The organism is Leisingera sp. F5, assembly GCF_001593695.1.
Genome location: NZ_LUKH01000924.1, coordinates 1 through 1,461, shown reverse-complemented (window position 1 = coordinate 1,461; position 1,461 = coordinate 1). Strand labels below are relative to the sequence as shown.

Here is a 1,461-nt window from a genome sequence, read left to right as displayed (position 1 = left end):
CGGAAACTCCGCCAGGCTGATGCCATGCCGGGCTGAAACAGCCACTTGACCTGCTGTGGTGTCGTCATGACTGGCCAGCACGGCACCGAACCGCCTGGCGGCTTTCACCGCCTCAGCTTCATGCACGCCGCCATAGGTTTCGCGCAGCTTTTTCAGATGCGCAACATGTGCCTGAAAAGCCGCATCATCGAACCCATGCTTTCCCTTCACGTATTGCTCGAGCTTTGCGATATCGCGGAACTGCCGCTGGCCCGGCGTGTGATCCATCAGCGAAACCAGCCCTACACGGTCCGCATCTCCAAACGCATTCAGCTCATCAAGCAGCGTATCGCTGCAAACTTCGGCTCGCAGATGCAGAAAATGCGAGATCTTCAGCGCGTCCGCAGCCCGCAGCTCCAGCAGTTCGGAGGCCAGCTGCCGGGCATAGGCGCCGTAGCGGCTTTCCCTGCGGCTGATCGACCCCACACGCATGGCATCAAACACCGTGGTGATCCCCGTGCCCGCCAGTTCCGCATCATGGGCAATGATGGCGTTGGCATGCGGCCAGTCCACCTTGGGCCGGGGCTGTATGTGACGTTCCAGATTGTCCGTGTGCAGCTCCACCAGTCCCGGGCTGAGGTAGTCTCCTTCGCAATCCACGGCTCCTGCCGGGATCGAAGCCCCTTCGGCAATATCAGTGATTTCACCGCCGGTGATTTTCACACGTCCGGTCCGGGTCTCGCCCGGCAGCACCAGTGTGGCATTGGCAAGGATCAATTCATCTGTCATCTGAACTTCACATCTTTCGAGCTATGGAAGGCCACTTTTAGGAGGCCAATGTGACATTCACGCGATATGCGATCTATTACGCCCCGCCTGCCGAGGCAGCGTGGAGCCGGTTTGCTGCCAGCTGGCTGGGCTGGGACATGGAAGCGGGTCTGGACCTGTCCCACCCGCAAGTTCACGGGCTGGATGTGGCGGCAATCACCGATGTGCCGCGCAAATACGGGCTGCACGCCACCCTGAAGCCGCCAATGCGCCTCGCCGAGGGGCAGACCCGATCGGCGCTTGAAGACGCCTGCGCAGCGCTGGCCGCCACGCAAAAACCGGTCACGCTGGACGGTCTGCAGCTGGCGCGGCTGGGCCGTTTCCTGGCCCTGCGCCCTGCCGGGGACGAGACCGCGCTGATGGCGCTGGCCGCCGCCTGCGTGACAGAGCTTGACCCGTTTCGCGCGCCCGCGTCTGAGGCTGCGCTGGAACGCCGCCGCGGCGCAGGACTGAACCCGGAGCAGGAAGCAAACCTCAGCCGCTGGGGCTACCCCTATGTCCTGGGCCAGTTCCGCTTTCACATCACATTGACCGGCAAACTGCCCAAGCTGCAGCTGCCTGCAGTGCAAGACGCGCTCAACACGCATCTCCTCCCGCTGCTGCCTGCCCCTTTTGCAATCCGGGATCTGGCGCTGATGGGAGAGGCGCCGGACG

General features: G+C 63.0%; 2 protein-coding genes. One reads left to right on the top strand and one right to left on the bottom strand.

All coding sequences use genetic code 11. The annotated features are described in order from the left end of the window. A partial coding sequence (locus tag A2I95_RS37495) for an alpha-D-ribose 1-methylphosphonate 5-triphosphate diphosphatase (RefSeq protein WP_291737529.1) occupies positions 1-768 on the bottom strand: 768 nt, incomplete at its 3' end. A gap of 50 nt (positions 769-818) precedes the next feature. Here A2I95_RS37495 and A2I95_RS37490 point away from each other — a divergent pair. Continuing rightward, a partial coding sequence (locus A2I95_RS37490) for a DUF1045 domain-containing protein (RefSeq protein WP_291737528.1) occupies positions 819-1,461 on the top strand: 643 nt, incomplete at its 3' end.